24 protein-coding genes and 1 pseudogene are annotated in these 26641 nt (G+C 75.2%); 12 read left to right on the forward strand and 13 right to left on the reverse strand.

Annotation, left to right across the window (positions count from 1 at the left end):
* Positions 1-13 precede the first annotated feature (13 nt).
* From ACH4ZX_RS26510 to ACH4ZX_RS26525, 4 genes and pseudogenes are all read right to left on the reverse strand, one after another.
* Positions 14-1312 (reverse strand): MFS transporter, encoded by a 1299-nt coding sequence (locus ACH4ZX_RS26510; RefSeq protein ID WP_398277561.1) that lies wholly within the window; start codon positions 1310-1312, stop codon positions 14-16.
* Positions 1313-1545: 233 nt separating this feature from the next.
* A pseudogene (locus ACH4ZX_RS26515) lies at positions 1546-2109 on the reverse strand (amidohydrolase); the annotation flags it as partial.
* Between the two features lie 141 nt (positions 2110-2250).
* The gene (locus ACH4ZX_RS26520) at positions 2251-2577 is read right to left on the reverse strand and encodes an antibiotic biosynthesis monooxygenase family protein (RefSeq protein ID WP_398277564.1); all 327 of its coding nucleotides are present in this window, start codon (positions 2575-2577) and stop codon (positions 2251-2253) included.
* Positions 2578-3118: 541 nt separating this feature from the next.
* Positions 3119-3643, reverse strand: a complete 525-nt coding sequence (locus ACH4ZX_RS26525) for a hypothetical protein (RefSeq protein ID WP_398277567.1) — start codon at positions 3641-3643, stop codon at positions 3119-3121.
* A gap of 234 nt (positions 3644-3877) precedes the next feature.
* On the opposite strand from ACH4ZX_RS26525, the gene ACH4ZX_RS26530 reads away from it, so the two are divergent.
* Both ACH4ZX_RS26530 and ACH4ZX_RS26535 read left to right on the forward strand, forming a co-directional pair.
* Positions 3878-6259 carry an ATP-binding cassette domain-containing protein gene (locus ACH4ZX_RS26530; RefSeq protein ID WP_398277570.1) on the forward strand — a complete coding sequence of 794 codons (2382 nt, stop codon included), beginning with the start codon at positions 3878-3880 and terminating at the stop codon, positions 6257-6259.
* A 176-nt stretch (positions 6260-6435) separates the two neighbouring features.
* Positions 6436-7569, forward strand: coding sequence for an acyltransferase family protein (locus ACH4ZX_RS26535; protein WP_398277858.1), 1134 nt, complete (start codon positions 6436-6438; stop codon positions 7567-7569).
* Positions 7570-7586: 17 nt separating this feature from the next.
* On the opposite strand, the gene ACH4ZX_RS26540 is transcribed toward ACH4ZX_RS26535, so the two are convergent.
* Entirely contained in the window at positions 7587-8105 is a 519-nt protein-coding gene (locus ACH4ZX_RS26540) for a GNAT family N-acetyltransferase (protein WP_398277573.1), read from the reverse strand.
* On the opposite strand from ACH4ZX_RS26540, the gene ACH4ZX_RS26545 reads away from it, so the two are divergent.
* Positions 8104-8694, forward strand: a complete 591-nt coding sequence (locus ACH4ZX_RS26545; RefSeq protein ID WP_398277576.1) for a helix-turn-helix domain-containing protein — start codon at positions 8104-8106, stop codon at positions 8692-8694. The genes ACH4ZX_RS26540 and ACH4ZX_RS26545 overlap by 2 nt on opposite strands.
* Positions 8691-9986 (forward strand): MFS transporter, encoded by a 1296-nt coding sequence (locus tag ACH4ZX_RS26550; RefSeq protein WP_398277579.1) that lies wholly within the window; start codon positions 8691-8693, stop codon positions 9984-9986. Before ACH4ZX_RS26545 ends, ACH4ZX_RS26550 begins: the two co-directional genes overlap by 4 nt.
* A gap of 214 nt (positions 9987-10200) precedes the next feature.
* Here ACH4ZX_RS26550 and ACH4ZX_RS26555 read toward each other — a convergent pair whose 3' ends face one another.
* Together ACH4ZX_RS26555 and ACH4ZX_RS26560 are read right to left on the reverse strand one after the other, a co-directional pair.
* Positions 10201-11223, reverse strand: coding sequence for a Gfo/Idh/MocA family protein (locus ACH4ZX_RS26555; protein ID WP_398277861.1), 1023 nt, complete (start codon positions 11221-11223; stop codon positions 10201-10203).
* 358 nt (positions 11224-11581) lie between these two features.
* Positions 11582-12196 (reverse strand): vitamin K epoxide reductase family protein, encoded by a 615-nt coding sequence (locus ACH4ZX_RS26560; RefSeq protein WP_398277582.1) that lies wholly within the window; start codon positions 12194-12196, stop codon positions 11582-11584.
* Between the two features lie 534 nt (positions 12197-12730).
* Between ACH4ZX_RS26560 and ACH4ZX_RS26565 the strand changes: the two genes are divergently transcribed.
* From ACH4ZX_RS26565 to ACH4ZX_RS26580, 4 genes are all read left to right on the forward strand, one after another.
* Positions 12731-13435, forward strand: a complete 705-nt coding sequence (locus ACH4ZX_RS26565) for a hypothetical protein (RefSeq protein WP_398277585.1) — start codon at positions 12731-12733, stop codon at positions 13433-13435.
* Between the two features lie 75 nt (positions 13436-13510).
* Complete coding sequence (locus ACH4ZX_RS26570) at positions 13511-14014, forward strand: hypothetical protein (RefSeq protein WP_398277588.1); 504 nt, start codon at positions 13511-13513, stop codon at positions 14012-14014.
* 272 nt (positions 14015-14286) lie between these two features.
* Complete coding sequence (locus tag ACH4ZX_RS26575; protein ID WP_398277591.1) at positions 14287-15507, forward strand: TIGR04053 family radical SAM/SPASM domain-containing protein; 1221 nt, start codon at positions 14287-14289, stop codon at positions 15505-15507.
* A gap of 393 nt (positions 15508-15900) precedes the next feature.
* Positions 15901-16800, forward strand: a complete 900-nt coding sequence (locus ACH4ZX_RS26580; protein ID WP_398277594.1) for a universal stress protein — start codon at positions 15901-15903, stop codon at positions 16798-16800.
* 84 nt (positions 16801-16884) lie between these two features.
* Here the strand turns inward: ACH4ZX_RS26580 and ACH4ZX_RS26585 are convergent, their stop codons facing one another.
* The 3 genes from ACH4ZX_RS26585 to ACH4ZX_RS26595 are packed head-to-tail and all read right to left on the reverse strand — an operon-like array spanning position 16885 to position 18166.
* Positions 16885-17337: a YbhB/YbcL family Raf kinase inhibitor-like protein gene (locus ACH4ZX_RS26585; RefSeq protein WP_398277596.1), complete on the reverse strand. Its 453-nt coding sequence runs from the start codon at positions 17335-17337 to the stop codon at positions 16885-16887.
* Between the two features lie 31 nt (positions 17338-17368).
* A complete protein-coding gene (locus ACH4ZX_RS26590) occupies positions 17369-17827 on the reverse strand; it encodes an archease (RefSeq protein WP_398277599.1) in 459 nt (152 codons plus the stop codon).
* A gap of 60 nt (positions 17828-17887) precedes the next feature.
* Positions 17888-18166, reverse strand: a complete 279-nt coding sequence (locus ACH4ZX_RS26595) for a hypothetical protein (RefSeq protein WP_398277602.1) — start codon at positions 18164-18166, stop codon at positions 17888-17890.
* 208 nt (positions 18167-18374) lie between these two features.
* Between ACH4ZX_RS26595 and ACH4ZX_RS26600 the strand changes: the two genes are divergently transcribed.
* Positions 18375-19172, forward strand: coding sequence for an SAM-dependent methyltransferase (locus tag ACH4ZX_RS26600; protein WP_398277605.1), 798 nt, complete (start codon positions 18375-18377; stop codon positions 19170-19172).
* A 181-nt stretch (positions 19173-19353) separates the two neighbouring features.
* The gene (locus ACH4ZX_RS26605) at positions 19354-20229 is read left to right on the forward strand and encodes a fructosamine kinase family protein (RefSeq protein WP_398277608.1); all 876 of its coding nucleotides are present in this window, start codon (positions 19354-19356) and stop codon (positions 20227-20229) included.
* Positions 20230-20430: 201 nt separating this feature from the next.
* Here ACH4ZX_RS26605 and ACH4ZX_RS26610 read toward each other — a convergent pair whose 3' ends face one another.
* Together ACH4ZX_RS26610 and ACH4ZX_RS26615 are read right to left on the reverse strand one after the other, a co-directional pair.
* Complete coding sequence (locus tag ACH4ZX_RS26610; RefSeq protein WP_398277611.1) at positions 20431-22602, reverse strand: hypothetical protein; 2172 nt, start codon at positions 22600-22602, stop codon at positions 20431-20433.
* Between the two features lie 78 nt (positions 22603-22680).
* Positions 22681-23640 (reverse strand): LysR family transcriptional regulator, encoded by a 960-nt coding sequence (locus ACH4ZX_RS26615; RefSeq protein WP_398277614.1) that lies wholly within the window; start codon positions 23638-23640, stop codon positions 22681-22683.
* 120 nt (positions 23641-23760) lie between these two features.
* Between ACH4ZX_RS26615 and ACH4ZX_RS26620 the strand changes: the two genes are divergently transcribed.
* Positions 23761-24456: a type 1 glutamine amidotransferase domain-containing protein gene (locus ACH4ZX_RS26620; RefSeq protein WP_398277617.1), complete on the forward strand. Its 696-nt coding sequence runs from the start codon at positions 23761-23763 to the stop codon at positions 24454-24456.
* A gap of 129 nt (positions 24457-24585) precedes the next feature.
* Here ACH4ZX_RS26620 and ACH4ZX_RS26625 read toward each other — a convergent pair whose 3' ends face one another.
* The gene (locus tag ACH4ZX_RS26625) at positions 24586-25026 is read right to left on the reverse strand and encodes an SPW repeat protein (protein ID WP_398277620.1); all 441 of its coding nucleotides are present in this window, start codon (positions 25024-25026) and stop codon (positions 24586-24588) included.
* Between the two features lie 354 nt (positions 25027-25380).
* On the opposite strand from ACH4ZX_RS26625, the gene ACH4ZX_RS26630 reads away from it, so the two are divergent.
* Positions 25381-26460, forward strand: coding sequence for a MerR family transcriptional regulator (locus tag ACH4ZX_RS26630; protein ID WP_398277623.1), 1080 nt, complete (start codon positions 25381-25383; stop codon positions 26458-26460).
* Positions 26461-26641 lie beyond the last annotated feature (181 nt).

A 26641-nucleotide genomic window follows, 5' to 3' on the forward strand; every position in this document is an offset into this window, starting at 1 on the left:
CGGGCTGTGCGACTCAGGCGGCCTGTTCGGGAAGCGGCCGGGCAGCGGTGGCGCCCGCGCGGCGGCGGGCTGCCAGGAGGCCTGCCGCGACGGCGGCGGAGGCCAGTCCCAGCGTGCCCACCGCGCCGGCGAGGGTGCCGACCGCGGCCTCCCCGGCGAGCAGCACGAGCGGGCAGACGAACTCGCCGCCGAAGAAGGCCGCCAGCCACAGCCCCGTGCCCCGGCCGCGGTCCTCGAACGCCAGGCGGGACATCGCGCTGGTGAGGAGGGCGGGCAGCAGCATGCCGGTGCCCACGCAGTTGACCACCGCTCCGACGACCAGCAGCGGGGCGCCGCCCGCGAGGAACATCACGCCGAAGCCGAGCGCGCAGAGCGCGAGGACGGCGGGCAGCATCGGGTCGGGGGAGCGCTTCAGCCGCGCGAACGTGACCGCTCCGCCCACCGTGGCCGCGCTCGCGACGGCGGTGGCCAGTCCGATCACGCCGGAGCTCTCCACGCCGAGGTCGTCGAGCAGGTACGACATCTCCACCGGGACGGTGTAGAAGACCATCGCGCCGAAGAAGGTCAGGGCGCAGATGCCCGCCATCCGCCGCCACGGGAACGGGCGCGACGTCCCGGTCCCGGCAGGGGCGTCACCGGCCGGCGTGCCGGACGACGCCTCGGCCGGCGTGCCGGCCGCCGGGCTGGGCAGCGCCGCGGCCATCAGCGGGGCGAGCACCAGGCTCACGGCGTACACCCAGAACGGCGCCCGCCAGCCCGCCGAACCGGCGGCACCGCCGAGCACGAAGAACACCGTGGCCGACGCGGAGGCGCACATGGTCTGCAGCGCCAGGTAGCGCACCCGGCGCCGGCCGCTGTAGTAGTCGCCGATCAGCGTGGTGCAGCAGGTCATGATCGCGGCCTCCGCGACACCGACCAGAGCGCGGCTGGCGATGACGCCGCCCAGCGAGTCCAGCCACAGCGGGGCGGTTCCGAACACGGCGTACAGCAGGGTCGCCCAGATCAGCAGGCGCTTGCGGCCCAGCCGGTCCACGATCAGCCCGGCGAACGGCGCCAGCAGCGCCAGCGCCAGCGCCGGCACGGTCAGTGCGAGCGGCACCAGCGCCTTCGCGCCGGGGACCGACGCGAAGTGGTCCTGCATCTTCGGCAGCACCGGGGCGATCAGCACCGCGCCCAGGATCGGCAGACAACTGCCCGCCATCAGCAGCGTCACGCGCAGCAGGTGGGCCGGGCCCGAGACGCCGACAGGCGGCGGCCCGGCGACGGCGTCGTCGGCCGCGGCGGACGGCGGGAGCGGGACGGAACCGGGCATGGCGACTCCAGGGACGGTGTGCGGGAGCGGGCATGCCGGTCTCGGGCGCCGACGGCGCACGGCATGCTGAGGACGGCCGCACACCGGCGGCCGGTCGCGGACAGTGGCGGCTGGTCCGGACAGCGGGCGTGCGGGCAGTGACGACTATGGGTCGTCCTGGCCCGGGCCGCCATCCTTCGCGCGATCCGAATCCCGTATCCGCCGCATCCATGCCGTGGATGCGTACCGCCGGGTCAGCGGGCCGGTCCGGCCGCCTCCGCCCGGTGCGCCCGCCAGGCGGCGGCGCGCAGGGCCGCGTCGCGCAGGACGTCGGCCGCCGTGCACGACAGCGCCTCCGTGGCCGCGGCGAGCACCCGGCGGGCCCGGTCCGACGCCGCCGCCGCGGCGAACTCGGGCGTGTGGTCGGAGCCGTCCTCACCCGTGATCGCGACGAAGGGGTGGATGGCCGGCACCAGCCCGCTGACGTTGCCGATGTCGGAGGAGCCCAGGTACACGCCGGGCCGGGGCGGCGTGAGGTCGACACCGGCGCGGGAGAGATGCGCCGCTAAGCGCTCGGACAGCGCCTCGCTGTCGCGGAAGTGCGCGTAGCGGACGGTGGCGCGCTCGACGGCGACGGTGGTGCCGGTGGCCTGCGCGACACCCGCGGCGCAGGAGCGCAGCCGCCCGGCGAGGTCGTCCAGCGCCCCGGTGGTGGCCGCCCGCAGACCGAACCGGCCCTCCGCGTACTCGGGCACGATGTTCGTGGCCGTGCCGCCGTGCGTGACGATGCCCTGCACGTGCGACGCCTCGGGCAGCCGCCCCGGCAGGACCGGACCGGGACGCGCCGGTCCGGACCGGGGCGCGCCGGTCCGGAGCGGGGCGCGCCGGTCCGGAGCGGGGTGCGCCGGACCGGGGTGGGCCGGCGGCCGGACGCGGAGCAGCCGCGCCCGGCCCGCGGCTCACGCGCTCTTCGGCCCGGCCTGCTGCACCACCTCGAAGGACCACACCGTGGAGTCGGAGGCGGCCGGCCTGGGCCGCTCGCCGCCCTCGCCGCCACCCTGGTGCGCGGCCTTCATCGGCCCTTCCATCCAGGCCTGGAACGACTCCTCGTCCCGCCACCGGGTGTAGACCAGGTACCGGTCGGTGCCCTCCACCGGGCGGAGGAGCTCGAACCACTCGAAGCCGTCGGAGCCCTCCACGGCGTGGGCGCGGGAGGCGAACCGCTTCTCCAGCGTCTCCCGCTGCTCGGCCGGCACGGTCAGGACGTTGATCTTCACTACGCTCATGCCTCCATCCTGCCCGACGCCCCGTCACCGCCCGCGGCAGGGCCGCCCCGTGCCGCCGCGCGCCGTGTCGCCGGGGCCTGCCGGGTACCCGTCCGGTGGATCGCGGCCGACCGGGCCCGGGGAGGGGCCGCGCCGGACCACGCACCGCGCGCGGCCGAGGCGGTCGCCGACACGCTGCGCGAAGCCGGTCTCACCGTCTACGCGCCCCCCGAGGACCGGCTGCTGAAGCAACGGACGTGCCATGACTGCCGCGACGACGTGTTTTCCCCGGCGAAGCGCCCTGGTGACCGGAGGCGCCGGCGCCTGCCGAGTGCGGGCACCGAAGTCGACTGCGACGTGTGCGACCCCTGGGCGCCGGCCCTGCTGCCCGGTACGTCAGCCGGCGGTGCCGCTCCAGCACTCGTGCGGTGCCGCGCAGGCCGGTGACGCACCCGTGCGTGCGAGGTGGCCCTGCGGTGCCGCGCCCGGCCGGTGCACCACCCGGGCGGTGTCGCGCCCGTGCGGTGACGGGTCTGGCCCGTGACCGGGTCGGCGTGGCGTGTCAGCCGGGGCCGTCGCCGCCTCCCGGGCGGGTGTCGAGGAGGGGGCCGCCGCAGGTGGGGCACCGGTGGTCCGGCCTCGTCCGGGGCGCGGTGTCGCGGCCGGCGGTCAGTTGCAGGGCCAGTTCCACCGCGGCCGGCACGAACAGCGCGCCCGAGCCGTCGGGCGGGACCAGCCAGCGCAGCCGGCCGACGGCCCGGTGCGGCGCGGGCACCGCGACCCAGGTGCCCCGGCCCGAGTAGCGGACGCCGGAGCCGATCCAGCGGCCCGCGGGATCCGGCGGGAGGAAGAAGGCCACCCGGCGGGCGACGGTGTCGGCGAGCGCGGGCCCGGGCGGCTGGGGGATGCCCAGCAGCGCGTCCAGGGCCGGGAGCGCCAGGTCCTCGGGCACGCTCAGCACGTCCCAGAACCGCCCGCAGCCCAGCACCGCGACGCCCGACTCGCCGTGCCACTGCCGTTTGCACTCCCGGGGGTCGTTCGCGGCGGCCGCCAGCCATTCCATGGCCTGCCGCGTGGCGGTCTGCATGGTGTCCCTCCGCGATCCGTGTGCCCGCACGAACGGGAACCGGCCCTTCCCGGCCGGGGCGGCCGGTACCCGCCCGTTCATGCTGGTGGACAACTGTATGCCGGGGAAGGGGTGGCGAACCGTGGCGAATGCGAACCGGCGCCTTCGGTCAGGAATGGAGAAGCGCGCGCCGCCCCTCCCCACCTAGCCTGACGGCCATGGCGGTCCCGAGCTACGGATGGAGACAGCAACAGCATGGCCGAGAAGACCGACGCCCAGTCGCCCGCGCCGCACGTCGCCGACAGCCACGACCTGATCCGCGTGCACGGCGCGCGTGAGAACAACCTCAAGGACGTCAGCGTCGAGATCCCCAAGCGCCGGCTGACGGTCTTCACCGGCGTCTCCGGCTCGGGCAAGAGCTCGCTGGTGTTCGACACCATCGCCGCCGAGTCGCGGCGGCTGATCAACGAGACGTACAGCGCCTTCGTGCAGGGCTTCATGCCGACGCCGGCCCGGCCCGAGGTCGACGTCCTCGACGGGCTGACGACCGCGATCATCGTCGACCAGCAGCGGATGGGCGCAGACCCCCGCTCCACGGTCGGCACCGCCACCGACGCCAACGCCATGCTGCGCATCCTCTTCAGCCGGCTCGGCGAGCCGCACATCGGCCCGCCCAGCGCGTACGCCTTCAACGTCCCCTCGGTGCGGGCCAGCGGCGCGATCACCGTCGAACGCGGCGACAGCAAGGCCGTGAAGGCCACGTTCACCCGCACCGGCGGCATGTGCACGCGCTGCGAGGGCCGGGGCACGGTCACCGACCTCGACCTCACCCAGCTGTTCGACGACTCCAAGTCGCTGAACGAGGGCGCGATCACCGTCCCCGGCTACAAGGGCGGCGGCTGGAACCACCGGCTCTACAGCGAGTCGGGCTTCTACGACCCGGACAAGCCGATCGGCAAGTTCACCGAGCAGGAGCGGCACGACTTCCTGCACCGCGAGCCGACCCGCATGAAGATCGCGGGCATCAACATGACCTACGAGGGCCTGATCCCGCGGATCCGGAAGTCCATGCTCGCCAAGGACAAGGAGGCGATGCAGCCGCACATCCGGGAGTTCGTGGAGCGGGCGGTCACCTTCACCACGTGCCCCGGGTGCGACGGCACCCGGCTCAGCGAGGGCGCCAGGTCGTCGAAGATCAAGGGGGTCAGCATCGCCGACGCCTGCGCCATGGAGATCCGCGACCTGGCCGAATGGGTCGGCGGGCTGTCTCAGCCGTCGGTGGCGCCGCTGCTCGACGCGCTGCGGCGGACCCTAGACTCCTTCACCGAGATCGGGCTCGGCTACCTCTCGCTCGACCGGCCGGCGGGCACGCTGTCGGGCGGCGAGGCGCAGCGCGTGAAGATGGTCCGCCACCTCGGCTCCTCGCTCACCGACGTCACCTACGTCTTCGACGAGCCCACCATCGGCCTGCACCCGCACGACATCCAGCGGATGAACGACCTGCTGCTGCGGCTGCGCGACAAGGGCAACACCGTGCTGGTCGTGGAGCACAAGCCGGAGACGATCGCGATCGCCGACCACGTCGTCGACCTCGGGCCGGGGGCCGGCGCGGGCGGCGGCACCGTCTGCTTCGAGGGCACCGTCGAGGAACTGCGCTCCGGCGGCACCGTCACCGGACGCCACCTCGACGACCGGGCGAGGCTGAAGGACACGGTGCGGAAACCCACCGGGACGCTGGAGATCCGCGGCGCGTCGGCGAACAACCTGCGCGACGTCGACGTGGACCTCCCGCTGGGCGTCATGGTCGTCGTCACCGGCGTCGCCGGCTCCGGCAAGAGCTCGCTCGTGCACGGATCGATCCCCGCAGGGGCGGGGGTGGTGTCGGTCGACCAGAGCCCGATCAAGGGCTCGCGGCGCAGCAACCCCGCCACGTACACCGGCCTGCTCGACCCGGTCCGCAAGGCCTTCGCGAAGGCCAACGGCGTCAAGCCCGCCCTGTTCAGCGCCAACTCCGAGGGCGCCTGCCCCACCTGCAACGGCGCCGGGGTCGTCTACCTGGACCTGGCCGTGATGGCCGGCGTCGCCGCCCCGTGCGAGGACTGCGAGGGCAAGCGGTTCCAACCGTCGGTGCTGGAGTACCGCCTCGGCGGCAAGGACATCAGCGAGGTGCTGGCGATGCCGGTGGCCGGGGCCCGGGAGTTCTTCGGCGCCGGCGAGGCGCGCACCCCGGCCGCCCGCGCCGTACTGGACCGGCTCGCGGACGTCGGCCTCGGCTACCTCACCCTCGGCCAGCCGCTGACCACCCTGTCCGGCGGTGAACGGCAGCGGCTGAAGCTGGCCGTGCACATGGCCGGCAAGGGCGGCGTCTACGTCCTCGACGAGCCCACCACCGGCCTCCACCTCGCCGACGTCGAGCAGTTGCTCGGCCTGCTCGACCGGCTGGTGGACTCCGGCAAGTCGGTCATCGTGATCGAGCACCACCAGGCGGTCATGGCGCACGCCGACTGGATCGTCGACCTCGGCCCCGGCGCCGGCCACGACGGCGGCCGGATCGTCTTCGAGGGCACCCCCGCCGACCTCGTCGCCGCCCGCTCCACCCTCACCGGCGAGCATCTGGCGGCCTACGTCGGTGCCTGACCGGACCCGCACCGCGAACGCCGTCCGCCGCCGCCCGCAAGGCCGCGGCGGCGGACGGCGTCCGGTCCGCGCCCGGGTTTGAGCCGCCGGAACGGGGTCATCAGGATGCCTGGAGCGTCCTGCCGGCGTCTCCCCGGTGCGCGTCGAGGTGAGGGGTGTTGGGTCTGTCCGGGTTCGTGCGGGAGGAAGCCACCGGTCGAACGCAGCCGCCGCCGGGCGGCTCCCCGCAACCACAGGCCGCGCCGCCCGCGGCCGCCGGCGGGAGCGGACAGCGGCGGGACGCGTTCTTCGACAACGCCAAGTACCTGGCGATCGTGCTCGTCGCGATCGGGCACGCCTGGGAGCCGCTGCGGCACGGCAGCCGGACCGTCACCGCGCTCTACACCGTCGTCTACGCCGTCCACATGCCGGCGTTCATCGTCGTCTCCGGCTACTTCTCGCGCACCTTCGACGCGTCCCCCGCGCGGATCAGGCGCCTGATCACCTCGGTGGCCGTCCCGTACGTCGTCTTCGAGGTGGCCTACACCCTCTTCACACGGTGGTCCGACCACGCCCCCGACCGCGCGGTCACCCTGCTGGAGCCGCTGTACCTGACGTGGTTCCTCGCGGCGCTGTTCGTCTGGCGGCTGACCACTCCGGTCTGGAAGGCGGTGCGGTGGCCGCTGCCGCTCGCGCTCGCCGTCGCGATGCTGGCCACCCTCTCGCCGTCCATCGGCGAGGACCTCGACCTGCAGCGCACCCTGCAGTTCCTGCCGTACTTCGTGCTCGGCCTGTGCCTGCGGCCGGAGCACTTCCGCCGGGTGCGGCGGTGGCGGACGCGGCTGCTCGCCCTCCCGGTGTTCGCCTGCACCCTCACCGTGGTGTACCTGATGACCCCGAGGTGGGACTACGCCTGGCTGTTCCACCGCGACAGCGCCGAGGAACTGGGCGCTCCCGCCTGGTACGGCCCGGTGATGACGCTCGCGCTCTTCGGCTGCTCGACGGTGCTCGTCGCCTGCTTCCTGTCCTGGGTGCCGGGCCGCCGGACGTGGTTCACCGCACTGGGCGCGGGCACCCTGTACGGCTATCTGCTGCACGGCTTCGTCGTGCAGGGATCCAAGCCCTGGGGCTGGTACGCGCCGGCCTGGATCCACCGGCCGGCGGGCGCGGTCGTGGTGACCCTGGCGGCCGCCGCGACCGTCACGCTGCTGTGCACCGCGCCGGTGCGGCGCCTGTTCCGCTTCGTGGTGGAACCCCGGATGGAGTGGGCGTTCCGCCGCCCCCGCCGGGCTCCCCGCACCGCGGCTCAGCCCGTTCCGGGCGAGAGCTGAGCGGTCCGCGGCCCGGCTCAGCTCAGCGGCAGGTGCATGAGCGTCAGGTCGAGCCACCGGCCGAACTTGGTGCCGACCTCCGGCACCGTGCCGGCGTGCCGGAACCCGAACCGTTCGTGCAGCCGGATCGAGGCCGTGTTCCCGGCCTCGATCCCGGCGACCACGACGTGGTGGCCGGCCTCGCGGGCCGCGGCGACGACCGCGCCCAGCAGCGCCGACCCGATGCCGAGCCCCTGCCGGTCCTCGCGGACGTAGACCGAGTCCTCCACGGTGTGCCGGTAGCCGTCGAACTGCCGCCAGGGCCCGAAGACCGCGAATCCGGCCACCTCGCCCGCCACCTCGGCGACGAACGCCGAGCCGCGCTCCAGGTGGGCGGCGAGCCAGGCGTCGCCCTCGGCGGCGGAGAGCGGGGTCAGCGTCCACAGGGCCGTCGAGTGCTCGACGGCGTGGTTGCGGATCGCGCGGACGGCCTCGGAGTCCTCCGGCCGGGCGGGGCGCACGGTCACCGCCCGCTGCCTCTCATATAGTGGATTCATGTCCAACATAGTAGATCCCCTGGTCGACCGGATCGCCGCCCGGGTCCGCGCAGAGCGTGAACGGCGCCGGTGGACGCTGGCCCAGCTCGCCGAGGCCTCCGGGGTTTCCCAGGCGATGATCAGCCGGATCGAGCGCGGCGAGTCCAGCCCCACCGCCGTCGTCCTCGGCAAGCTGTCGGCCGCCTTCCAGCTCAGCGTCGCCTCCCTGCTCGCGCTCGCCGAGGGCGCGCAGGACGAGGCGCCCGGCGCGCCGGGCGTACGCCGCCGGGCCGACGCGGCCGAGTGGCGCGACCCCGCCACCGGCTACCGGCGCCGCCAGATCACGGGCCCCGGCTTCCCCGCCGAGATCGCCGAGATCAGCCTCCCCGCCGGTGCCCGCGTGCCCTACCCGGCCGCGGCCTTCGCGTTCGTCCGGCAGGTCGTCTGGGTCCTGGACGGCCGGCTGACCTTCCACGACGGTGACACGGTCCACGAGCTCCACGCCGGCGACACCATCGAACTCGGCGAGCCCGCCGAGCGCGTCTTCGCCAACACCACCGGCACCGCCTGCCGGTACGCCGTCGTCCTCGCCCGCGACGTCCGGCCGTGACCCGCCCCCTGCCCCGGGGCGGCACGCTGCTGCTCGCCGGGCTCGCCGGCGTGGCCATCGCCGACAACTACGCCCTGCAGCCCGCCCTCACCGAGGTCGCGGCCGACCTCGGCGTCCCGCTGTCCGTCATCGGCCTCGTGCCGACCGCCGCGCTCGCCGGGTGCGTGGCCGGCTTCGCCCTGCTGCTGCCCCTCGCCGACCGCCTCGCCCCGGCGCGCCTGATCCCCGCGCAGCTCATCGCCCTGGCCGCCGCCCTCACCGTCGCCGCGGCCGCCCCCGGCGCCCCCGTGCTGCTGGCCGCCTACCTGCTCATCGGCGCGGCGGCGAGCGTCGCCGCCCAGGCCGGGACCATCGCGGGCCGGCACGCCCCGCCCGGGCGGCGCGCCGGTGCCGTGGCCACCGTCGCGGCCGGTCTGTCGGCCGGCATCCTGCTCAGCCGTCTGACCGGCGGCGCGCTCGCCGACCTCCTCGGCTGGCGGCGGATGCTGCTCGCCTCCGCGGCCCTGGCCCTGCTCGTCGCCGTCGCCGCGGCGGCGCTCCTGCCCCGGCAGCGGCCGCGGACCGACCGCGGCTACCGCCGCACGCTCGCCGCGCTGCCCCCGCTCCTGCGCCGCCACCCGCCGCTGCGCCACGCGGTCGCCGCCGGCGGGCTGTGGTACTTCGCCTTCAACGTCGTCTGGGTCGCCCTCGCGCTGGCCCTGGCCCAGCCGCCGTACTCCCTGGGCCCCACCGCCATCGGCATGTACGGCCTGGCGGGGCTCCTCGGCCTCGCCGTGCTCCCGGTGACCGGACGGCTCGCCGACCGTCACGCTCCCCGCGCCGTGATCACCGCCGGGCTGCTGGCGGCGGCGTGCGGAACAGCCCTGCTCGCCACCGGCCTGAACGCCCCGCCGGTCACGGCCGCCGGCCTCGCCCTGTGCGACGCCGGCTGCTTCGCCGCCCAGGCCGCCAACCAGAGCCGCGTCATCGCCCTCGACCCGCGGCGCTCCGGCAGCCTCAACAGCGTCTATCTCGTGCTCTACTTCATGATCGGCGCCGTCGGCACCGCCGTCGCGGCGCCCCTGCTGGCCGCCGTCGGCTGGCGGGGCACCGTCCTCACCGCCCTCGGCGCGCTCCTCGCGGCCGCCGCCCTCACGCACACCTCGCGCGCCGACCCGGCAGGCCGCGTACCGCTTCCCGCCCGACGCGCAGGGGGCTGCCCGACCCCGGACGGGGACCGAGCGGTCGCGGCGCCGGGCACCGCCGAGGGGCACCCTGGAGGGGACTCCGGCAGACGCCCGGACAGCCCCTGAGCGGGCCGGACCGCGACCCAGGGGAGGGTGCCGCGGATCCGGCCACCCGCCCTCCGACGCGGGTCCCACCCAGGCGGGTCCCACCGAGGCGACCACCCGCGCGCCCGGTCGCGGCGGAGGGCCCGGCCGGGGGCCCGGCCGGGGGCACGGCCGACCGGGGGCGCGCCCACGAACGGCGTGCCCCGGCCCGGGACGACGCGCGCGAGGGCGCGGTTCAGGCGGGCGTCAGCGCGGGTTCGCCGGTCTCGCCGGGGTAGCGGACGCCGATGCGCTCCCGGAGCGCGTCGAGCGTCCGCATGACGGCGAGCGTGCCGTCCAGCGGGACCATCGGCGACTCGGTCTCACCGGCCCGAACGGCGCGCATGACCTCCAGCGCCTCGTGGCGGAAGCTGTCGACCCGCCCGTCGGCCGGGTCGGCGGTGAACTCCTCGGGCGCGTGCCCGTCGCGGTGCAGCACGAACCGGTCGGCGTGGAAGAAGGAGTGCGGCAGCTCGATCCGGCCGCGCGAACCGGTCACCGACGCGGTCCTCGGCGAGTCGCCGACGATCGAGCAGTGCAGCAGCGCCTGCGCGCCGGTGTCCCACGACAGCAGGGCGCTCGTCTGCAGGTCGACGCCTTCCGCCGACAGCACCGCTTGCGCCGTCAGGTCCGCCGGCTCGCCCAGCAGCAACTGCGCGAACGACACCGGGTAGACGCCCAGGTCGAGCAGCGCGCCGCCGCCCTGCGCCGGGTCACGCAGCCGGTGCGAGGGCGAGAAGGGTCCGCTGATGCCGAAGTCGGCCTGTACCGCGCGCACTTCGCCGATCGCCCCGTCCCGCACCAGCGCCGCGACGCGGCGGATCACGGGGTTGCAGTACATCCACATCGCCTCCATCAGGAAGCTTCCGCTCCGCCGCGCCAGCGCGACCAGTTCCTCGGCCTCGCGCAGGTTCAGCGTGAACGGCTTCTCGCACAGCACGTTCCGCCCCGCCTCCAGGCACAGCCCGGCGGCGGCCCGGTGCGCCGAGTGCGGGGTGGCGACGTAGACGACATCGATGTCGGCGTCCTGGGCGAGCGCGTCCCAGTCGCCGTAGGCACGCGGGATGCCGAACCGCTCCGCGAAGATCCGGGCCGACTCGCCGCTGCGCGAGGCCACGGCCACGACCTCCGCGTCCGGCAGGTCCACCAGGTCGGCGGTGAACGCCGCCGCGATCCCCCCGGTCGCCAGAATGCCCCATCGCACGGGTTCCCCGGCCATGCCCCACCCCTTGTCCTGTACCTCGGCCACCTCGACTGTGATCGCGAGGATATCCGGGCGGGCGGTGCGCGGGCAGTGCGGGCAGTGTTGACGGGGAGGGCCTCAACCGCTTCTCGCGGCTCCTGATTGCGCGGTGCGCAGCTCCCGGGCTGCTTCCCCGCGTCTGTCCGGGTCCTCCCCGTCCCCTCAAGGAGATCATCGCGGCGCCGGTGCCCGACAGGGCCGTCCGGCCCGGCGTGCGAGGGCCGTCCGGCCCCACATGCGGTGGTCCGACGGCCCGCCTGACCGACGGCCCGCCTGACCGACGGCCCGCCTGACCGACGGCCCGCCTGACCGACGGTCCGACGGTCCGGGCCGGTCACAGAAGAGTGCTCCAGTAGGACCAGAACCGGGTCAGGAACAGCGTCGCGATCAGGCCGTACCAGGCGCCCAGCAGCATCCAGTGCGTCTCCAGGACCAGGCGCAGCGCAGCGCGGCCGCGGGCCGGCACGGGGATCACGCCGTCGCGGAGGTTGTGCAGGGTGACGTACCAGAACAGCGCGATGGTCACGGCCCACACCACGGCGCAGTACGGGCAGATCCGGTTCAGCTCGAACAGCGAGACCTGCATCAGCCAGTGCACGAACACCACCGCGGTCAGCGCACCGGCGTTCAGCGCCAGCCACAGCCACCGGCTCAGGCGCGTGCCCGACAGCACGGCCACGCCCAGCACGGCGACCACGGCGAACGCGCTCAGCCCCAGCAGCATGTTGGGGAAGCCGAACAGATTGCCCTGCGGGCTGGACATGGCGCTGCCGCAGCCCACGACCGGGCTGATGTCGCACAGCGGCTGGTAGGCCGGGTCCTTCAGCACGCGCCAGTCGATGACGGTCAGCTGGAAGGAGGCGAACCAGCCGACCAGACCGGTGACGGTCATCAGCAGGCCCGTACGCCTGCCGGACCGGGGTGGGGCGGGCGTGTCGGCGGCGAGCACGGGCGCTCCTCTCTTGTCGGGATTCCTGCCGGGATTCCTGCCGGGAGCCGCGCGCTCGTGACGGGCATGCGGGGCCGTCCGGTACCGCGGCCGGTCCGCCCGGCCGGGGCTGTCTCCGAGACGCCCGGACGCTAGCGGGCTGCCCGGCCTGTGCACGTGGGCCGAACGCCCCCGTACACAAGGCCGTTGGGCCCCTTCCCGGGCGGTCGTCCGGGGACCGCCGGCCGCACCGGCAGGGGCTGTCCGGCCCAGGTGCCGGCCTGTACGGCACGACGATGCTGGGTCCCGGCCGGCCGGAAGGCGTCCGGTCTGTCCGGCCCGTCTTCTCGTGCCCAGGGCCGCGGCAGGCACAGCGCGCCTCCGGACCGGTCGCCGTCCGGCTCCACCGTCTCGGCCGGACGAGCCATCCGCCACGTCCCGGCGCACGCGGCCGGTGCGGGCCGGCCGCCGGTCCCACCGGCCGCGCCGGGGACGTGGCGGACCGGCATCCCCGCCACCGGACGGCCGACGGCCGCGACCCGCAGGAGGCACCGCTTGAGCACGCTCCCCCTCGCCTCGGTGCCGGAGGACGCGGCGGCCCCGGAAACCGCCGGAGCCCGGCCCGCCTTCCCGGCCGACGAGCCGGAGCCGGCCGACGAGCCGGCCGACGAGCCGGCCGGGCGCCCGGCACCGCTGCTCACCGCCGCGCACCGCCTGCCGGAGGGCCGTCTGCCGGAGGGCCGCCTGCTCGTCGAGAGCCTGGTCGTCGGGGAACGCCGCATCACAGAGCCGGTCGACACCCCGCGCACCCCGCCTGCCGCGCCCGCCGCGCCTGCCGCGGCGGCTGACCCCCGTGCGCCGCGGGTCCTCTTCGAGGAGCACGCCGCCGCGGACGACGGTCGTGTCCCGCCGCTGCTCGACGAGGCCGCCGAGGTCTCCCTCGCCCAGCCGCTCACGCACCCGGGCCGTCGGCCGGCGCAGGACCCGTGCGGCCACCGCCGTCGCGCCGGGACGGCCCGGCCGCCTGCGGGGGACCGCCGAGCCCGGGGCGGACCCGTACGGCGTACGGCACGACCTGCGCCGCGCGACCGTGTCCGGTGTACTGGACGCCGTGACCGCGAGGCGCGCCCGGGCGCCGGCGGCACCGTACGACCCGGCGCCGCCGGCGGCCCGGACCGAGCGGCACGGCCCGGGAGTCCGCGCGGGCGAGCGCCTGCGGCGCGACCGGACGACCGGCGTGTCGCGCTCGGCCGCCGCTGAGCGGAGCCACGACGACCTCCCGCGGAACCGAGCCGAAGTCCGCGGAACCCGGCACAGAGAGAAGGAAGCCACCTCATGGACGGTGCACACCGCCGGAGCAGCACCCTGATCGGGGCGGTCGGCCTGGCCGTCGCCGCCGCGGGACCCGTGATGCTCGTGCGCGGCCGCCGCGGCCGCAAGGAGATCCGGGCCGAACTGGCCGCCCAGAAGATCACCTTCCCGGACCACGGGCTGCCCGCATCCCTCGCCTGCTTCGCGGGCCGGCCCGTGGAGACCGGGATCGAGGCGCACGCCTACGCGGAGCTGATCAAGGACCACGTCGTTCATGCCACCGGCGGGCGGACCTACGCCGAGATCACCGAGGAACTGCACGCGGGCGGGGGCGACGACGAGAAGCTCGCGCGGCTGCGGCAGACCGCCTTCATGGGCGAGACCCTGCGCGGGTCCCTCATGTCCGCCTACCAGGCATGGCATCTCACCACCCTGGTCACCGGCCTGGGCGCCCTGCTCACCGGCCTCGGCGCGGCTCTGTTCGCCACCTCGCGGGCCCTCACGCCCGACCGCGCGCACAGCCGCTGAGCCCGGATCCGCCGGGCAGGGACCGTCGGCCCTCGCATCAGGGCACAACGGCCGCCGCGGGACCGCTCCGCGAGGGCGGAAGCTGGGGCCGAACGAACCGGAGGTTGTCCCGTGCACGATCATTCCGAGCACCCGCTCGGCCGCCCCCGCCCCCGCCCTCGTCGCTCGCGGTGGGCACCGCGCACGGTCCGGTCCGGTCACCGTCCGGCCGCCCGCCTCGTCTGCCCTGACCCCGGGGCGGCCGGACCCGGCATCCGGCCGGCGGTGCCGCGGTGAGCGCGGCCGGCCAGGCCCTGCGGCGGCAGCGCCACGACACGGGGGAACGGCCGTTCATCGTCATCTGGGAGTCCACCCGGGCCTGCCCGCTGGCCTGCCGGCACTGCCGCGCCGAGGCGGTGCCGGACCGTGACCCGCGGGAGCTGGACACCGCCGCCGCGAAGGACCTGCTGCACCAGGTGGCCGCCTTCGGGCGGCCCGCCCCGCTGTTCGTGATCACGGGCGGTGACCCGTTCCAGCGCCCGGACCTGACGGAGCTCGTCGCGCACGGCGCCGCCGTCGGCGTCCGCGTCGCGGTCTCCCCCTCCGGCACCCCGACGCTCACCGAGGAGCGGCTGCGCGCCCTGCACGCGGCGGGCGCCGTCGGCCTCTCGCTCAGCCTGGACGGCTCCACCGCCGAGGTGCACGACGCCTTCCGGGGGGTGCACGGCGTCTACCGCTGGACCCTCGACGCCTGGGACGCGGCCCGCGCGCTCGGCCTGAAGGTGCAGATCAACACCACGGTCGCCCGGCACAACCTGCACGACCTGCCCGGCATCGTCCGCCTGGTCGCCGACCACGGGGCGATGCTGTGGAGCGCCTTCTTCCTGGTGCCCACCGGCCGCGGCCGCACGCTCGGCGCGCTGACCGCCGACGAGGTCGAGGACGTCCTCAACTTCGTCCACGACATGGGCCTGACCGTGCCCGCCAAGACCACCGAGGCCCACCACTTCCGCCGCGTCGCCCTGCAGCGCCGGATCCTCGCCTCGCTCGGCGAGGACCACGTCGAAGCGCTGCGGCTGGGGCCGTTGTACCGGGAGCTGAGCGAACGCGCCGCCGCCCTGGGACTGACCGCCGCCACCCGGCGCACCCGGCGCCCGCCGCTGGACGTCAACGCCGGCCGCGGCTTCGTCTTCGTCTCGCACACCGGCACCGTGCATCCCAGCGGCTTCCTGCCGCTGGGCGCCGGGAACGTGCGCGAGACCCCGCTGCCCGACATCTACCGCACGTCGGAGCTGTTCACCGGGCTGCGCGACGCCGGCCGGCTGGGCGGCCGGTGCGGGGCGTGCGAGTTCCGGCAGGTGTGCGGCGGCTCCCGGTCGCGGGCGTACGGCGTGACCGGCGACCCGTACGCCGAGGAGCCGTGGTGCGGCTACGTCCCCCGCTCCTTCCCGCACCAGCGGGAACTGGCCGCACTGCTGTCGGACGGCGACGGCCGCGCGGCCACGGCCCCGTAGCTCCGCCGGCCGACCCGCGCACCGAACGCGTCACGGGCCGCCGGCACCCGGCCATCCGGCTCCTCTTCCGGCTCCGGGCGGCTCCCGTCCCTCACCCGGTCCGACGTGCGACGGCCGACCGCGCCGCCGGGCCGGCGGCATGCCTCGCGCGGGCTCACCGCGACCGGCGGATCCGGCGGTTCCGCCGGATCCGGTGTCGAAGACAGCGCCCCCGGGTACGCGGCGGCAGAGGAAACGGCGCCGCCACACGCGTAGGAGGCGCGGGGCCGGTCCGGCACCGGCGCCGTTCCGGTGCCCCCGAGGGACGCCTCGTCGGCCTCATCGAACGCGAACAGGCCGGCCGCCCGCCCGGTGGGCGGAATCCGGCCCCTGGTGACGGACGGAGTGCCTGCCATGACCGAAGCACGCCGAGGAACCGTGGTCGTCGGAGTCGACGACTCCTCGCACACCTGGCTCGCCGCCGAGTGGGCGGCCCACGAGGCGGAGCTGCGCCGCAGCGTGCTCAGGCTCGTGCACGCCGCCGGGCCCGGCACGGAACTCGGCCGTGCCAGGACGGGGGCGGGGGTCGCCGAGCAGGTCCTCGAGGGGGCCACCGGACTGCTGGACGCCATCCGGGAACGTCTCGCCTCCAGCCGCCCGGGTCTGCAGATCGACACCTTCCTGTCGCAGGACGCCCCGGCCGAGGCCGTCCTCGCCGCCGCCGAGGACGCCGACCTGATCGTGGTCGGCAGCCGTGGGCGCGGCGGCTTCGCCGGGCTGCTGCTCGGCTCGGTGAGCCTGAAGGTGGCCGCCCACGCGGACCGGCCCGTGGTCGTCGTGCGCGGCGGCCGGCAGCAGCCCCTGCACGAGGGCATCGTGGTCGGCGTCCGGGACGACCGGGACGAGGAGGCCGTCCGGTTCGCCCTGGCCGAGGCGGAGCTGCGCAGGGTCGGTGTCCGGCTGGTGCACGCCTGGACGCCGCTCGGCCAGGCCGGGCTGATGGTGCCGCAGGTCGACCGGATCGACGAGGAACGACAGGCCCACGCCCAGCTGCTGAACCATGTCGCCCGGCCCGTCGCCGACCACCCGAAGGTGCACGTCGACACGGAGCTGACCGTCGACACGCCGGCGGGCGCGCTGGTGGACGCGTCACGGCAGGCGGGGCTCGTGGTGGTGCCGCGGCACCCGGCCGAGGGCCGGCTCGGTCTGCACCTGGGCTCGGTGGTCCACGCGGTCCTGCACCACGCCGCCTGCCCCGTGGCCGTCGTCCCCACGAACCGGAGCCGGCCGCAGCCGCCGCCCCGCCCCGCGTGAGAACGGGCGAGACACAGAGCAGGCCCGGAACCGGCACCGGTCGGCGTGACCGCCGTGCGCCGGAGCGACCGGCACACGGGGCGCTCAGCGTCGGTACAGGGCGACGACGGTGCCCTCGGCGAGCTGGTGTTTCTCGACGGCCCGGTGCACGTCCTCGGCGCCGGGGGCGCCGGACAGGTCGCACGGCTCGGCGAGGGCGTACAGCCGGAAGAAGTAGCGGTGCGCCTCGTCGCCGGGCGGCGGGTGCGGCCCGCCCCAGCCCCGCCGGTCGAAGCCGTTGACGAGTTCGGTGCCGCCGGGCGGGCACTCGCCCTCCGCGACGCCTGCGCTGCGCGGGTCGATGCCGACCACGATCCAGTGCACGAAGGTGCCCGACGGGGCGTCGGGGTCCTCGCACAGCAGCACCAGCTCGGCCGCGTCGCCCGGGACGCCGCTCCAGGTCAGCGGCGGGGAGACGTTCTCGCCCTCCAGGGCGTGGCGGCGTGCGATGAAGGCGTGGTCGTCGAACGCTTTGCTGTGGAGTTCGATGCCGGACATGTGACCGGAGTACCCCCGCCGGAGCGGGGCCTCACATCACGCCCACGGTCACCGCGCACGACCAGCCGTACGCGTCGGGGGCGATGCGCAGCTCGTGCCACGAGGCGTTCCGCGGCAGGGCGCCGGCGCCTTCCGCGCCTGCCGGCCGGGCCACCGCGAGGCGCACGTCGAGGCCGTCGTCGGTGGCGTCCGCCTCCACGTCGACGGGCACCTCGCCGTAGGTCTCCAGCCGCCCGACGACCTCGTCCAGCAACGCGGAGAGCAGGTCGTCGTCGCTGGCCCCGGCCAGGCTGATCCGCTCCACCGCCCGGGGCCGCACCGCGTCGATGTCGGCGAAACACTCCACCACGCCCAGGACCGCCTCCGCCATGCACCGCTCGCGGCTGGTACCCCATGCCTCGATGCGGACGTCGGCGGCCTGCGGCACCGACCGGTGGCCGCTGGAGCCGTGCCGTCGCTCCTGCCGTTCGTCGTCCGGGTCGCCGACCATGATCACCGCCTCGCAAACGCGTGCCTGCCGGCCCGCCTGTTCGTTCGCCGGGCCGCCGGCTCAGCTCCGGGTGTCCGGGCCCGCCGACTCGTGGAGCGCCGCCTCTCTCGGCTCGTACCCGTGCGGCGCGCGGCGGTGGTGTGTCGCCGCGGCCACGCCCAGGCCGAACAGGAGCGCCAGCACGAGACCGGAGCAGAAGATCGCGAGCGTGTTCATGGTGGCGACGTGTTGACCGAGCACCGACACCTGGTACTCGGGACCCCCGGACAGGTTGCCGGTGATCAGCAGCGCGGTGAAGGCGGCGGTGGCCGCGACGAGGAGCAGTCCGATGAGACGCATCCGAGTCATCTCCTCAAAAGAGGTCTTGCAGCGGTGCGGGTACCCCCGCCCCGCCGGGTCATACGGGATCGCGCACACCGTTCCTGACGTCCCCCGCCGGCAGCTCCGCTGCCTGCGCAACTTCGGTCATGAGCAGGAGAGTTCGTGTGGGAAACTGTCGGCAACCGCCCGCGCGCGAGGTCGTGGCGGTCGTCGACGGGAGGGCAGTGTGGGACAGGACGGGGTCCGCGCCGAGGAGATCGACACCAGCAGGCCGCACCCTGCGCGGATCTACGACTACCTGCTGGGCGGCAAGAACAACTACGAGGTGGACCAGCAGGCCGGCGAGGCCCTCGCCGCCGCCGCGCCCGAGGTGCGCATCGGCCTGCGGGCCAACCGCGCCTTCCTCCAGCGCGCCGTCCGGTACGTCGTCGACAGCGGCGTCCGCCAGATCCTCGACATCGGCACGGGGCTGCCCATCTCACCCAACGTGCACGAGGTCGCCCGCGAGGTGGCGCCGGACGTGCGGGTCGCCTACGTCGACAACGACCCCATCGTGAAGGCGCACGGCGACGCACTGCTCAGCGGTGCCGGCACGACCAGCATCGCGCTGGCCGACCTGCGCGACCCGCGGGCCCTGCTGGACCACCCCGACGTCCGCAGCGTCATCGACTTCGACCAGCCCGTCGCCCTGCTGCTGGTCGCCGTCGTCCACTTCCTCACCGACGCCGAGAAGCCCGACCAGGTCGTCGCCACCCTGTGCGAGGCGCTGCCGGCCGGCAGCTACCTCGTCCTCTCGCACGTCACCGGCGACTTCGCGGACCGCACCGCGGCGCAGGCTGTCTACGACAAGGCCACCGCCACCCTGAACCTGCGCACCCGCGCCGAGATCGAGCGGTTCTTCGACGGCTTCGAACTCGTCGAGCCCGGCCTGGCCCAGATCCCGTTCTGGCGCCCGGACAGCCCGCCCCCGCCCCGCTCGGAGGAGATCGGCTTCTACGCCGGTGTGGGGCGCAAGAACGCCTGACCCCACCACGTCCCACCCGCGTCCCCAGGGGCGCACGGCGACCAGGGTCCGGCGGTGACCGCGCCTACCGCCGTACCCTGGTCGCCGTGCCCCGTCCCGACCGCACCGGACGTCTCCGCCGGTCCGCGCCCGCCGTCCGCGCGACGGTGACGACCGGACTCCAGGGCCCGGAGCGTGCCGGATGACCGCCCGCCGGACGGCCGCTGGCGGTGACGGGCCCGCCGCCGCGGCGGCGCGCGTCACCGGGTGTGCCGTGCGCGGTGAGCGCCGCCTGTCCGCCGCGCTCGCCGAGGTGACCCTGGACGACGGCCGGCCGGTGATGGTCAAGCGCGGTGACGAGCCCGCCGTGCGGGCCGAGGAGGCCGGGCTGCGCTGGCTGGCCGCGGCCGGCGCGGTGCGGGTGCCGCACGTGCACGGGCGCGACCGGCACTGGCTGGTGACCGCCCGCGTGCCCGATGGCCGGCCGACGCCGGGGACCGCGCTGCGGTTCGGGCGCGAGCTGGCCGCCCTGCACGCGGCGGGCGCGCCCGCGTTCGGCGCCCCGCCGCCCGGTGGCCCCGTGGACGCCCGCATCGGCCTGGCCCCCATGCGCAACGTCCCCGGCACCGACTGGCCCCGCTGGTACGCCGAGCACCGGGTGCTGCCGTATCTGCGTCGCGCGGTCGACGCCGGCACCGTCCGGCCCGCGGAGGCGGCCGTCGTCGAGCGGCTCTGCGAGCGGCTGCCCGAACTGGCCGGACCCGCCGAGCCGCCGGCCCGGCTGCACGGCGACCTGTGGAACGGCAACGTGCTGTGGGACGGGGAGCACGCCTGGCTGATCGACCCGGCCGCGCACGGCGGGCACCGGGAGACCGACCTGGCCATGCTCCACCTGTTCGGCTGCCCGTACCTGGAGCACGTGCTCGACGGGTATCAGCGGGCCGCGCCGCTCGCCGACGGCTGGAGAGACCGCGTCGGGCTGCACCAGCTGTTCCCGCTGCTGGTGCACGCCGTGCTGTTCGGGCGCGGTTACGCCGAGCAGGCCCTCGCCGCGGCCCGGGCGGCCGTCGCCGAGTGAACCACGACCGAGACCCACGACCGAGACCCACGACCGAGACCCACGACCGAGAGCTCCGAGCAGGCCGAAGGGGCGCCGCACGGCCCGGCCGTACGACGCCCCTTCGGTCACGTCGGCGGCGAGGAGAGCGAACGGACTACATCAGAAAGGAGTTTGAGAAGGAAGCCCGTTCATGGCCTCGCCTGCGAGCCACCCTAACAGTCAGGCGGGGATCAGGTCGCGCAGGTTTTCCGGGGTGACGACGCGGGAGTCCGGGTGCAGTCCGTCGGGCCGTTCCAGACCGATGTAGGTGACGGGGCCGTCCGGGACCGAACCGCCGTCCCACAGCGTCACCTCCGCCCCGCCGGCGGCCATCAGGTCGGTGAGGTGCCGCACGGTGAGGTACTCGCGCTCGACGATGCCGCGCAGCAGCGTCGAGAGCGTCACCCGGACCCCCTCGACCTGGTTGCCCGCGTCCAGGCCCCTCAGGTAAAGGTGCAGCCACCGGGCGGTCCAGCGGCCGTCCCGTTCCCGCCGGAACGCCAGCGGCACCGCGACCCGCCCCGGCCCGCGCAGCTCCGACTTCATGCGCACGGTGCGCGGTTCGAACGGCCGGCCCCGCTGCTCGCCCTCACGCAGCATGAAGCCGAAGAAGGACTCCTCGACCTCCTCGAAGCCCTCGCCGGCGAAGATGTGGACCTGCGGCACGATATGGGTGCTGCGCACGGCGCCCAGCCGGAGGTTGATGAACTCCGAAGCCCCGTCCGGTGCTTCGGTGATGTCACCGGAGTGCTCGCCCTCGTACTGGCTCAGCGCGGTGTACGACAGCCAGGCGGTGGTCCGGTACCGGGCGTCCAGCATCAGCGCCGACAGGTCGAAGTCCGTGCGGAGTTCGGCCTGCTTCCAGTACACGAAGAAGCGCAGCAGCTCGCCCTCGACCGGGGAGACGGAGCCGCGGGGCAGCACGCCGAGTCCGGCCGCGGTCGCCCTGCCGCTGAGCGGCAGCGCCACGTCGAGGACGTCCGGATCCACCAACAGCCGCTGCGGGGAGGGCAGTCGGCGGCCGGTCTCGGCGTCGAGCGCGGAGATCAGCCGTACCCGCTCCGGCGGCAGCACCGGCGGGCGCTCGTCCGCGGTGACCCAGGCACGGCCCAGCCGGTTGACGAAGACGCGGCGCTCGCCGGTCTGCCGGGCCCGGTTGTGCAGGTGCTCGCGCACCGCCAGCACGACCCGGCCCGCGACCAGGGGCGCGACCTGCTCGGCGGCGGCCACCACGGCGTCCCGCTCGTCCTGCGTGAGGGACATGCGCAGCAGCCGGTCCAGGGACCTGAACAGCTTGCCCGGCGCGGACTTCAGCAGCTCCGTCGCGCCGGTGACGTCGTACACGCCCAGCAGCTCCTCCACCCGGCTGTAGAAGGAGCGCGCCCGCTGCTCGCCGCGGGCGACGGCGAACACCTCGGCCGCGTGCGGCCACTTGGGGTACTCGTGCGGGTGCAGGCGCTCGCCGAGCCGCTTGAACGCCTCCCGGTGCGCGTGCACGTCCGCCAGCTTGGCGGGGGCCGCCGCGACGACCGCGTCCAGGCCGGCGAGCAGGGCCCGGCGGACCGGGCGGGGCAGCGTACGGAACCGGGTCGGCTCCCGCAGGGTCACGTCGCCTCCCGACAGCGCGCAGGCCAGCCGCAGCACGTCGGTGACGGTGTCCAGCAGGAGGTCCGCGCCGGCCGTCAGGCGGGCCCGGTTGACGACCGCCCGGTTCTCGCGGACCGGGATCACCTCCGGCTGCGGCCCGTCCACGCAGGCCCCGGCGAGGGTCTCCAGGTCGCGCAGGCCGTCGTCGCCCAGCGGCGTCCCGCTGCCCGCCAGCGCCAGGTACAGGCCGGTGACCTCCTCCCGCGGCGGCCCGCCGAGGTGCAGGACGGTCATCCGGTCGCCCGCGGCCGCGATCAGCTCGTCGTGCGCGGCGAGCAGCTCCTCGTAGGTGTGCCGGTAGGTGCCGTAGGAGGGCAGCGTGAGCAGGTCCAGCATGCCGCCGCGCAGTTGGGTGAGCGTGCTCTCGCGGGACGCGTCGTCGTCGAGCGCCTCGGTGACGCAGCGCATCCAGAAGTCGACGGTGTCCGGCACGCCGGCCGGGAAGTCGACGAAGTACGTGTTGTGCCGCACGTGGTCGCCGGTCATCTCCCGTACGGTCCGCAGCGTACGCACGGCGGTGTCGACGACCGTGCCCTCGGACAGCCCCGACAGGCGCGTCAGCAGATCCGCCGAGAGCTTGAAGCCCACGGACATCAGCACGGCGTCGAACTGCCGTGCCGCCACGTCCCCTCGCCCGGCCGGGCCGGACGGCAGCGGGAGGCGGTGGGTGTGGCGTACGACCAGCTGTTCGAGGTTCTGGGACATTGCGGCATGATCCCAGGGCCGCACGGGCCGGCGCACCGGGGTTTTCCGGAGCGGCCGCGGGGCTGCCGCGGGGCGCGCTCAGCCGTCGCGCGCGGTCCGCAGCAGGTGGTCGCGGACCAGGGTCACGTGCGGGTTGGCCAGGGCGCCCGGGCGCTGCACGAGGAACGCGGTGTTGATCGGAGGATCGTCCGGGGCGTGCAGCGCGACCAGGGCGCCCGAGGCCAGTTCGGCGGCGCACAGGTAGCGGGGCAGGACCGTGAAACCCGTGCCGCCGGCCACCGCCGCCTTCACCGCGTTCAGGTCGGGCATGGTGACGGCCGCCTGGCACACCAGCCGCCGGCCGAAGACATGGCGCCAGTAGCGGCGGACGATCGGCAGGTCGTCGGCGTAGGCGACGAGCGGGACGCCGTGCAGGGCGGCGGGCCCCGCGGCGGCGATCCGGGCCGGCCCGCCGATGCGCGCGGCCCGGGCGGGCGAGGCGACCAGCACGAACTCCTCGTCCGACAGGGGCGTGGAGACCAGGGCGCGGCCACGCGGCCGGAACGTGGCGATCACCAGGTCGTGGTGGCCCGCCCGCAGCTCCGCCAGCAGCGGCTCGGTCAGGCCGGGGGTGACGCGCAGCCGTACCCCTCGGTCGATCAGCGGGGCGATGCCGGGCAGGACGCTGTGGGTCAGCAGCTCGTTGGGGCCGGCCAGGTGCACCGGCTCCGGCGGGTGGTCCTCCGCGGCCCCGCCCGGACCGGCGACCGCGGCGAGGGCGTCCAGCGGTTCGACGACGCGGGCGGCGAGCTCGTCGGCGTGCGGAACGGGGGAGACGCCGCGTGCCTGCCGCTGGAACAGCTCCCGGCCCAGCTGCCGCTCCAGGGCGCGCACCTGTGTGGTCACCGTGGGCTGGGAGAGGCCGAGCAGGCGGGCCGCGGCGGTGAAGGAACCGGTGCGGTAGACGGCCAGGAACGTGCGCAGCAGGTTCAGGTCGAGCGCCGCCGCACCGCCGGCCTGCCCCGCTTCCTGGCTGCCATCGGCTTCCCTATCTCTCATATGGGCGAGCCTATTGGAATCCAATGGCTCGGCGGGCATACGGTCGACTGCGGCGCCGCACCGACGACCGGCCGCACGGCGTCGGCGAGCGCACTCAGGCAGCGGCCCGAAAGAGACACCATGTCGAAGATCCTTTTCGTGATGACCGGCGCCGACCACTGGACCCTGGCCGACGGCACCAAGCACCCCACCGGCTTCTGGGCCGAGGAGGCCGTGGCCCCGTACGAGGCGTTCAAGGCGGCCGGCCACGAGATCGTCGTCGCCACCCCGGGCGGTGTCGTGCCGCCCGTCGACCGGGCCAGCCTCGCGCCCGAGGCCAACGGCGGGCAGGAGAACGCCGACCGCATCGCCGCCGCGCTCGACCGGATGACCGAACTGCGCCACCCCGTGCGCCTGGAGGACGTCGACCTCGACGACTTCGCCGCCGTGTTCTACCCCGGCGGCCACGGCCCGATGGAGGACCTGGCGGTCGACGCCGAGTCCGGCAGGCTCCTGACGGCCGCCCTTCGCTCCGGCCGGCCGCTCGGCGTCGTCTGCCACGGCCCGGCCGCCCTCCTCGCCGCCACCGGGGACGACGGCGCCAACGCCTTCGCCGGATACCGCGTGGCCGCCTTCACCAACGCCGAGGAGACCCAGGCCGGACTCGCCGGGAAGGCCCGCTGGCTGCTGCAGGACCGGCTGACCGAGGCCGGCGTGCAGGTCGAGGAGAAGGAGCCGTGGACGCCGAACGTCGTGGTCGACCGCAACCTCGTCACCGGCCAGAACCCGGCATCCTCCGCTCCGCTCGCCGCGGAACTGCTCAAGAAGCTCGGCTGACTCCGTCGGGGCGGCAGCACAGCGAAACGGCCGGTCCGCCTCGCGCGGACCGGCCTGTGTGCCGTCCCTTTCTGGTTCTCGCTGTGTCGCGTGCTCGTTGTGCCGCTACGGCTCGTTCCCGCCGTGCCGCTACGGCTTGGGGGCGCTCCTCGCCGCCGTGCCGGCGCACACGAGCCCCAGGATCACGGCCAGGGCGCCGATGACGACGTTGTTCCAGATGATCCCCGCGTCGGGGCCGGTGCCGACGATCCACGGGGCGATGATCATCCAGATGCCCAGTGCGGACATGGCCCAGCTCAGGCCGTACATGTGCTCGGGCGCGGCGGTGAAGCCGAGCCCCAGCAGTCCGATGGCGATGCCCACCACCAGGTTGTGGGTCATGAGCGCGGGCTGGCTGGTCGTGTAGTGGAGTATCCACGGGGATACCGCGCAGTACAGACCGAGCAGGAACACCGGTCCGTCCACGAGCGCCACGTCGCGACCGCCGAGCACACGGGCGTAGCGCGCCCGCATTTCGGTGACGTCCGGGTGACCGGCCATGTCGCCCTTGGTGCGCGAGACGTTGGCCATGACTCGCCTCCTTCGGCTCGCAAGTCTGACCGCGTCGGCTTGCCGATTGCCGGTTGCTCGATTTGCCGATTGTCGATGTGTTGATCTCGAGCGCGGTGCACGGTAAGCGCCGCCTGACACCATTTTGCGCTTATTCGCCCCTTATGTGTAGAGGTCGGTGCCGAGGCGTGAGGGGCGGGTGCGGAGGGCGGGCAGGATGCGACGTCCGCCCGGGCCGTACCGGGGGCCGGCGGGCACCTGCGGCCCGGGCGGCCTCGGGGCGTCTGCCGGGGAGGCGGCCCCCGGTACGCCCATGGTCGGAGCCGGGGAGCAAGGTCATCAACTCGCATCGATTCTGCGTCGTATAGTCGCCCCATGAGCGAGCCACCCGCCGCCCCGGACCCCGGCGCCGGCCGGGCCTCCCACGGGGCCGACGTGCCCCTGACGACCGGCGCGCTGGCCCGTCGGCTGGGCGTCTCGCCCACCACGCTGCGCTCCTGGGACCGCCGCTACGGCATCGGCCCCGCCGTCCGCACCGACGGCCGGCACCGGCGCTGGACCCCGCGGGACGTGGCGGTGCTCGAGGCGATGTGCCGGCTGACGTCCTCCGGCGTGCCGCCGGCGGAGGCGGCCCGCGCCGCCCGGGAGACGGCCGGCTCGCCCGCCGCGACCGGCGTGACCGAGGAGCCCCAGGAGTCTCGGGAGTCTCAGGAGCTCCGGTCGGCACGGGAGACCCGGGAGCCCGAGGCGCGTGACTCCTCCACCGCGGCCCGCACCCTGCCCCTCGGCGACGTGCGCCACGAGTGCCGGGGCCTGGCCCGCGCCGCCGTACGCCTCGACGCCCCGGCCGTCGAACGGCAACTCGCCGCCGCCGTGGAGCAGTACGGCATCGCCGTCGCCTGGCAGGAGGTCATGGTGCCGACGCTGCACGCGGTGGGCCGCAAGTGGGCGTCGTCCGGCGACCGTTACGTCGAGGTCGAGCACCTGCTGTCCTGGCACGTCTCCACGATCCTGCGCCGGTGCACCCCGCCCCCCGGACGGCAGGGCGACTCCCCGGTGGCCGGGCCCGTCGTCCTGGCCTGCGTGCCCGGCGAACAGCACACCCTGCCGATCGAGGCGCTCAACGCCGCCCTCTGCGAACTCGGCCTGCCCACGCGGATGTTCGGGGCCGCCGTGCCCGCGGAGGCGCTCGCGGCGGCGGTGCAACGGCTCGGCCCGTCCGCCGTCGTGCTGTGGGCGCAGGCGCGCTCCACCGCGAGCCTGCCGCTGGCCCGCCACATCGCCGGCACCCGATGGGGGGTCAAGGGCGCCCGCCGACAGCCGCTGGTGGTACTGGGCGGGCCCGGCTGGTCCGGCCCGTCGGCGCGGGGGCTGCTCAGACCGGCGACCCTGAAGGACGCCCTGGACATCGTGTCCGGCACGGCGAGGGGCGAGACACCGGCCGAGCGGGGGTGACGACCGCCCGCCGTCCGGGCCGGCCCGGGGCGGACACCGCCCCTGCACGGTCCGGGCCCGGTTCGGGGCGCCGCCCTTGCCGGGCGTCCGGGCCTCGTCTCGGGGCGGATATCGTCCTTGCCCGGTGTCCGGGCCCGGCTCGGGGCGAAGACTGCTCTTGCGCGGTCCGGGCTCGGTTCGG

The organism is Streptomyces sp. NPDC020490, assembly GCF_044335305.1.
Lineage (GTDB): Bacteria > Actinomycetota > Actinomycetes > Streptomycetales > Streptomycetaceae > Streptomyces.